General features: G+C 69.3%; 6 protein-coding genes. 5 read left to right on the forward strand and 1 reads right to left on the reverse strand.

The features are described 5' to 3' along the window. Window positions 1-48: 48 nt before the first annotated feature. The gene (locus tag ACFUPX_RS43675; RefSeq protein ID WP_383335259.1) at window positions 49-1,002 is read right to left on the reverse strand and encodes a heme o synthase; all 954 of its coding nucleotides are present in this window, start codon (window positions 1,000-1,002) and stop codon (window positions 49-51) included. Between the two features lie 387 nt (window positions 1,003-1,389). On the opposite strand from ACFUPX_RS43675, the gene tkt reads away from it, so the two are divergent. Genes tkt through pgl form a run of 5 tightly spaced genes read left to right on the forward strand, consistent with a single transcriptional unit; the run spans window position 1,390 to window position 7,964 of the window. After that, entirely contained in the window at window positions 1,390-3,483 is a 2,094-nt protein-coding gene (gene tkt, locus ACFUPX_RS43680) for a transketolase (RefSeq protein ID WP_383335249.1), read from the forward strand. A gap of 35 nt (window positions 3,484-3,518) precedes the next feature. Then, on the forward strand, window positions 3,519-4,637 hold the full coding sequence (tal, locus tag ACFUPX_RS43685; RefSeq protein WP_383335251.1) for a transaldolase: 1,119 nt from the start codon (window positions 3,519-3,521) through the stop codon (window positions 4,635-4,637). A gap of 5 nt (window positions 4,638-4,642) precedes the next feature. Further along, entirely contained in the window at window positions 4,643-6,166 is a 1,524-nt protein-coding gene (gene zwf, locus ACFUPX_RS43690) for a glucose-6-phosphate dehydrogenase (protein WP_383335253.1), read from the forward strand. Continuing rightward, entirely contained in the window at window positions 6,163-7,188 is a 1,026-nt protein-coding gene (gene opcA / locus ACFUPX_RS43695; RefSeq protein WP_383335255.1) for a glucose-6-phosphate dehydrogenase assembly protein OpcA, read from the forward strand. The genes zwf and opcA overlap by 4 nt, the downstream gene beginning before the upstream one ends. Next, window positions 7,185-7,964 carry a 6-phosphogluconolactonase gene (gene pgl, locus ACFUPX_RS43700; protein WP_383335257.1) on the forward strand — a complete coding sequence of 260 codons (780 nt, stop codon included), beginning with the start codon at window positions 7,185-7,187 and terminating at the stop codon, window positions 7,962-7,964. Before opcA ends, pgl begins: the two co-directional genes overlap by 4 nt. The last annotated feature ends 43 nt before the right edge of the window (window positions 7,965-8,007 follow it).

Consider the following 8,007-nt stretch of genomic DNA (forward strand, 5'->3'; position numbering starts at 1 on the left):
CGTGGCGTTCAACACCACGTGCCCCGCCCGTCGGCGAAGCCAGGACGCTCAGCGCAGGAAGGGGTCCACCGCGACCGCCACGAACAGCAGCGAGACGTAGGTGATCGACCAGTGGAAGAGCCGCATCTCCTTGAGCTTGCCGCCCGTGGCCTCCGCCTTGGCACGGTTCTGCAGACCGTGCGCCTCCCACAGCCAGTAGCCGCCGGTCACGAAGGCCACCGCCGTGTAGAACCAGCCGGTGTAGCCGAGCGGCTGGAGCAGCAGCGAGACGGCGACCATCACCCAGCTGTAGAGGACGATCTGCCGGGCGACCACCTTGTTCGACGCGACGACGGGCAGCATCGGAACGCCCACGCGCGCGTAGTCCTCCTTGACCTTCATGGAGAGCGGCCAGTAGTGCGGCGGCGTCCAGAAGAACATGACGAGGAAGAGGATGACCGGCGCCCACGACATGGAGTCGGTGACCGCGGACCAGCCGATGAGGACCGGCATGCAGCCCGCGATGCCGCCCCAGACGATGTTCTGCGAGGTCCGGCGCTTCAGGATCATCGTGTAGACGACCACGTAGAAGAGCAGGGCCCCCAGGGCGAGCCAGGCCGACAGCCAGTTGACGACGAGGCCGAAGAGCAGCGTGGAGCCGATCGCCAGCGCGATGCCGAACGCGAGGCACTCGCGGGGGCTGACCATCCCCGTGACCAGGGGCCGCTGGGACGTGCGGTCCATCAGGGCGTCGATGTCACGGTCGATGTACATGTTGAGCGCGTTGGCGCCGCCCGCCGAGAGGTAGCCGCCGACGCAGGTCACGAAGACCAGCCACAGGTCGGGCACCCCCTGTTCGGCGAGGAACATCACCGGAACGGTGGTGATCAGGAGGAGTTCGATGATTCGCGGCTTGGTCAGCGCCACGAACGCCATGACACGGGCCCCGAGCGGCCGGTGGCTTGGGCTAGAGCTCGTCCCAATTGCTCCCGCTGGACGGGATTCAACGGCCGTCACGCACACCCCTGACAGAGACTTCCCAGCAAGCCGCGTCGGACGTTCAGACATGAAGATCCGGTAAAGGCTCGCGCGTACCACGCCACTGTAGACGTTGCCCATACCTCGCCCTTCGCGGGGGTGGGGTCGTGTGGGCGGCGTGTTGGCCCGCGCGAAACGCGGCTCACCACCCGTTCAGATGAGCGGTCCGGCACTCGTTCCGAGAGTCCAGATGAGCGGCTTCGGGATCACATGGTGAACACCGTGGATCCCTTTCGGGAGGCGGATACCGGCACACCCCGGCACTCTGGAATCACTCGAAAAAATGCACGTCTTTACAGCGGTAGGCTCGACATCGGCCGGTGGGATCTACATCGCCGGCATTCGACATGTGGAGAGGAGCCCTGACTCAGGGTGAGCACCAAGCCGACCACCACAGACCTCGAGTGGACCGAACTGGACCAGCGGGCTGTTGATACTGCCCGCGTCCTGGCCATGGACGCCGTACAGAAGGTCGGCAACGGCCATCCGGGTACGGCCATGAGCCTCGCGCCTGCCGCCTACACCCTCTTCCAGAAGGTGATGCGGCACGACCCCGCGGACGCCGAGTGGACCGGGCGCGACCGGTTCGTTCTTTCCGCGGGCCACTCGTCCCTGACCCTCTACATCCAGCTCTACCTGGCCGGCTTCGGCCTGGAGCTCGATGACCTGAAGGCGTTCCGCACCTGGGGTTCCAAGACCCCCGGTCACCCGGAGTACGGACACACCACGGGCGTGGAGACGACGACGGGCCCGCTCGGCCAGGGCGTCGCGAACGCCGTGGGCATGGCGATGGCCTCCCGTTACGAGCGCGGCCTGTTCGACCCGGAGACCGCTGCCGGCGAGTCGCCGTTCGACCACCACATCTTCGCCATCGCCGGTGACGGCTGCCTCCAGGAGGGCATCTCCGGCGAGGCGTCGTCGCTGGCCGGGCACCAGAAGCTCGGCAACCTCGTACTGCTGTGGGACGACAACCACATCTCCATCGAGGGCGACACGGAGACCGCGGTCTCCGAAGACACCATGAAGCGGTACGAGGCCTACGGCTGGCACGTCCAGCGCGTGGCGCCCAAGGAGAACGGCGACCTCGACCCGGTCGCCCTGTACAAGGCGATCCAGGCCGCGAAGGCGGAGACGGAGCGCCCCTCCTTCATCGCGATGCGCTCGATCATCGCCTGGCCCGCGCCGAACGCGCAGAACACCGAGGCCGCGCACGGCTCGGCGCTCGGCGACGAAGAGGTCGCGGCCACCAAGCGCGTCCTCGGCTTCGACCCGGAGCAGAACTTCGAGGTCCCGGACGAGGTCCTCGCGCACACCCGTGCGGCGCTCGACCGCGGCAGCGACGCCAAGGCCCAGTGGGCGAAGGGCTTCGCCTCCTGGCGCACCGCCGAGGCCGAGCGCGCCGCGGAGTTCGACCGCATCGCCGCGGGCGAGCTCCCGCAGGGCTGGGAGGAGAAGCTCCCGGTCTTCGAGGCGGGCAAGGGCGTCGCGACGCGTGCCGCGTCCGGCAAGGTCCTCCAGGCGCTCGGCGCGGTGATCCCCGAGCTGTGGGGCGGCTCCGCCGACCTCGCGGGCTCGAACAACACCACGATCGACAAGACGTCGTCGTTCCTCCCGGTGGGCAACCCGCTGCCCGGGGCGAACCCGTACGGCCGCACGATCCACTTCGGCATCCGCGAGCACTCCATGGCCGCGGAGATGAACGGCATCGCGCTGCACGGCAACACCCGCATCTTCGGCGGCACCTTCCTGGTGTTCTCCGACTACATGCGCAACGCCGTCCGCCTTTCCGCGCTGATGCACCTTCCGGTGACGTACGTGTGGACGCACGACTCCGTCGGTCTCGGCGAGGACGGCCCGACGCACCAGCCGGTCGAGCACCTGGCCTCGCTGCGTGCCATCCCGGGCCTGAACGTGGTCCGCCCGGCGGACGCGAACGAGACCGCCGTCGTGTGGCGCGAGATCCTCAAGCGCTACACGAAGGAGTTCGGCAAGGGCGCCCCGCACGGCCTCGCGCTGACCCGTCAGGGCGTGCCGACGTACGACCGCGAGGTCACCGAGGGCGCGGTCAAGGGCGGCTACGTCCTGTTCGAGGCCGACGGCGGTACCCCCGAGGTCGTCCTCATCGGCACCGGCTCCGAGGTGCAGCTCTCCGTCGAGGCGCGCGAGCAGCTCCAGGCCGCGGGCGTTCCCACCCGTGTCGTCTCGATGCCGTGCGTCGAGTGGTTCGAGGCGCAGGACAAGGAGTACCGCGACAGCGTGCTTCCGCCGTCCGTCAAGGCGCGCGTGGCGGTCGAGGCGGGCATCGGCCTGACCTGGCACCGCTTCGTGGGTGACGCCGGGCGCATCGTCTCGCTGGAGCACTTCGGCGCTTCCGCGGACGCCAAGACGCTGTTCCGCGAGTTCGGGTTCACCGCCGACGCGGTGGCCTCCGCCGCGCGGGAATCGATCGACGCCGCTCAGCGCTGACGCCGACATACGACCAAGTAGGAGATGTAATCCTCATGACAGACGCACTCAAGCGCCTCTCCGACGAAGGCGTCGCGATCTGGCTGGACGACCTGTCGCGCAAGCGGATCACGTCCGGCAACCTCGCCGAGCTGATCGACCAGAGCCACGTCGTGGGTGTCACCACGAACCCGTCGATCTTCCAGAAGGCGATCAGCAGCGGTGACGGTTACGAGCAGCAGCTCAGTGACCTCGCCGCCCGCGGTGTCACCGTCGAAGAGGCCATCCGCATGATCACGACGGCGGACGTCCGTGACGCCGCCGACATCCTGCGCCCGGTCTTCGACGCGACGGGCGGCCAGGACGGCCGCGTGTCGATCGAGGTGGACCCGCGCCTGGCGCACAACACCAAGTCGACCGTCGCCGAGGCCAAGCAGCTCGCCTGGCTGGTGGACCGTCCGAACACGCTCATCAAGATCCCGGCGACGAAGGCGGGCCTGCCCGCGATCACCGAGGTCATCGGCAAGGGCATCAGCGTGAACGTGACGCTGATCTTCTCGCTCGAGCGCTACCGCGAGGTCATGGACGCGTACCTGGCGGGCCTGGAGAAGGCGAAGGCCGCGGGCCTGGACCTCTCCAAGATCCACTCGGTGGCGTCCTTCTTCGTGTCCCGCGTGGACACCGAGATCGACAAGCGCCTGGACGCCCTGGGCACCGACGAGGCCAAGTCCGCCAAGGGCAAGGCCGCGCTCGCCAACGCCCGTCTGGCGTACGAGGCGTACGAAGACGTCTTCTCGTCCGACCGCTGGGCCGCGCTCGACAAGGCGCAGGCCAACAAGCAGCGTCCGCTGTGGGCCTCGACCGGCGTCAAGGACCCGGCGTACAAGGACACCCTGTACGTCGACGACCTGGTCGCGCCGAACACGGTGAACACGATGCCGGAGGCGACCCTGGAGGCCTCGGCCGACCACGGTCAGATCACCGGCAACACCATCGCCGGGACGTACGACGCCTCGCGCGGCGAGATCGAGGCCGTCGAGAAGCTCGGCATCGGCTACGACGACGTGGTGCAGCTGCTCGAGGACGAGGGCGTCGAGAAGTTCGCGGCGTCCTGGAACGACCTGCTCAAGTCCACCGAGGCGGAGCTCAAGCGCCTCACCCCTTCGGAGGGCTGACCATCTTGTCAAGCAGCAATCCGCTGCGTGACGCCGCAGACCGACGGCTCCCGCGTATCGCGGGGCCGTCGGGCCTGGTGATCTTTGGCGTCACGGGCGATTTGTCCCGTAAAAAGCTGATGCCCGCTGTCTATGACCTCGCCAACCGAGGCCTGCTTCCCCCGGGCTTTTCCCTGATCGGTTTCGCCCGCCGCGAGTGGCAGGACGAGGACTTCGCGCAGGAGGTGCACGACGCGGTCAAGGAGCACGCGCGTACGCCCTTCCGCGAGGAGGTCTGGCAGCAGCTCATCCAGGGCATGCGCTTCGTCCAGGGCAACTTCGACGACGACGACGCCTTCGAGCAGCTCAAGGCCACCATCCAGGACCTCGACAAGGCACAGGGCACGGGCGGCAACTTCGCCTTCTACCTCTCCGTGCCGCCGAAGTTCTTCCCCCAGGTCGTCCAGCAGCTCAAGAAGCACGGGCTCGCGGACGCTCCCGAGGGCTCCTGGCGCCGCGGGGTCATCGAGAAGCCCTTCGGGCACGACCTGGCGTCCGCCAAGGAACTCAACGCGATCGTGCACGAGGTGTTCGACCCCGACCAGGTGTTCCGGATCGACCACTACCTCGGCAAGGAGACCGTCCAGAACATCCTGGCGCTCCGCTTCGCCAACCAGATGTTCGAGCCGATCTGGAACCGGTCGTACGTGGACCACGTCCAGATCACGATGGCCGAGGACATCGGCATCGGCGGCCGAGCCGGCTACTACGACGGCATCGGCGCCGCCCGTGACGTCATCCAGAACCACCTGCTCCAGCTGATGGCGCTGACCGCGATGGAGGAGCCCGCCTCCTTCGGGGCGGACGCGCTCGTCGCCGAGAAGGCGAAGGTCCTGGGCGCCGTGCGGCTGCCCAAGGACCTCGGCGAGAGCACGGTCCGCGGTCAGTACGCCGCGGGGTGGCAGGGCGGCGAGAAGGCCGTCGGCTACCTCCAGGAAGACGGCATCGACCCCAAGTCGAAGACCGACACCTACGCGGCCATCAAGCTGGAGGTGGACAACCGCCGCTGGGCGGGCGTCCCGTTCTACCTGCGCACCGGCAAGCGTCTTGGCCGCCGCGTCACGGAGATCGCGGTCGTCTTCCAGCGCGCGCCCCACTCCCCCTTCGACCAGACGGCGACGGAGGAACTGGGCCAGAACGCGATCGTCATCCGCGTCCAGCCCGACGAGGGCATCACGGTCCGGTTCGGCTCGAAGGTGCCCGGCACCTCGATGGAGATCCGCGACGTGTCGATGGACTTCGCGTACGGCGAGTCCTTCACCGAGTCCAGCCCGGAGGCGTACGAGCGCCTGATCCTGGACGTCCTGCTCGGCGACGCCAACCTCTTCCCGCGCACGGAGGAGGTCGAGCTCTCCTGGAACATCCTCGACCCGATCGAGGAGTACTGGGACAAGCACGGCAAGCCCGCGCAGTATTCGTCCGGCACCTGGGGCCCGACCGAGGCGGACGAAATGCTCGCACGAGACGGACGGAGCTGGCGTCGCCCATGAAGATCGACCTTACGGACACCACGTCCAGCAAGATCAACAAGGCGCTCGTGCAGGGGCGCAGGGCGATCGGCACCCCGGCCGTCGGCATGGTGCTCACCCTCGTCATCGTCACCGACGAGGAGAACGCCTACGACTCCCTGAAGGCCGCCAACGAGGCGTCCCGCGAGCACCCTTCGCGCACGCTGGTCGTCATCAAGCGGGCCGCGCGCTCGCCCCGCGACCGCACGACCTCGCGCCTCGACGCCGAGGTGCGGGTCGGCGCGGACGCGGGCACCGGCGAGACGGTGATCCTGCGCCTGTACGGCGAGGGCATCAACCACGCCCAGTCGGTGGTCCTGCCGCTGCTGCTTCCCGACGCGCCCGTGGTCGTGTGGTGGCCGGTCAACGCGCCGCTCGACCCGGCCAAGGACCCGCTCGGCGCGCTCGCCCAGCGCCGCGTCACGGACACGTACGCGGCCGAGCAGCCGATCCATGAGCTGACCGCGCGCGCCGAGGCCTACCACCCCGGCGACACGGACCTGGCCTGGACCCGGATCACCCCGTGGCGCTCGATGCTCGCGGCGGCCCTCGACCAGGTCACCTGCAAGGTCACCTCCGTCGAGGTGGAGGGCGAGGAGTTCAACCCGAGCTGCGAGCTGCTGGCCATGTGGCTCGCGGACCGGCTCGACGTCCCCGTGAAGCGCTCGCTGTCCGCGGGCCCCGGCCTCACCGGCGTACGCATGGACACCGACTGCGGTCCCATCGTGCTCGGCCGGGCCGACGGCTCCCTCGCCACGCTCTCCATGCAGGGGCAGCCCGACCGTGCCGTGGCGCTCAAGCGCCGCGAGACGGCCGAGCTGATCGCCGAGGAGCTGCGCCGCCTCGACCCGGACGACACCTACGCGTCCGCGCTGAAGTTCGGCGTGGACCGCCTGGGCGAGCCGGCGGAGCAGACCTCGGTCCCCGAGGTGGAGGAGCCCACCGAGGCCGCCAAGAAGGCTCCGGCGAAGAAGACCGCGGCCAAGAAGGCGGCGGCGAAGTGAGCACGGCCCCGCAGCTCGTGGTCCACCGCGACAAGGAGCTGATGGCGCAGGCCGCGGCGGCCCGCCTCATCACGAAGGTCGTCGACGCGCAGGCCGCCCGCGGTTACGCGTCGGTGGTCCTCACCGGTGGCCGCAACGGCAACGGCCTGCTCGCGGCGCTGAGTTCGTCCCCCGCGAAGGACGCGATCGACTGGTCGCGCCTCGACCTGTGGTGGGGCGACGAGCGCTTCCTGCCGGACGGCGACCCGGAGCGCAACTACACCCAGGCCAAGGAGGCACTGCTCGACTCGGTGCCCCTGAACCCGGCCCGGGTGCATCCGATGCCCGCGTCGGACGGCGCCTACGAGGTGGACGCGGCGGCCGGGATGTACGCGGCCGAGCTGACCGCGGCCGCGGGGCCCGAAGACCATGGTCCGGTGCCGACGTTCGACGTGCTGATGCTGGGCGTCGGCCCCGACACCCATGTCGCCTCGCTCTTCCCGGAGTTGCCGGCCGTGCGTGAGACGGAGCGGACGGTGGTGGGCGTGCACGGCGCGCCCAAGCCGCCGCCGGTCCGCATCACGCTCACGCTCCCGGCGATCCGGTCGGCCCGTGAGGTGTGGCTGCTCGCCGCGGGCGAGGACAAGGCGAACGCCGCGGCGATCGCCCTGTCGGGCGCGGGCGAGGTACAGGCGCCCGCCGCGGGTGCGTACGGCAGGTCGCGGACGCTGTGGCTGCTCGACGCGGCCGCGGCCTCGCAACTGCCGCGCGATCTGTATCCGCCGTCCTCTCCCTGAACGGCCCGCACAACGCCAAGGCCCGGTCCACCTCTCGGTGGAC

Origin of the sequence: Streptomyces sp. NPDC057302, from assembly GCF_042667685.1 — a bacterium.
Lineage (GTDB): Bacteria > Actinomycetota > Actinomycetes > Streptomycetales > Streptomycetaceae > Streptomyces.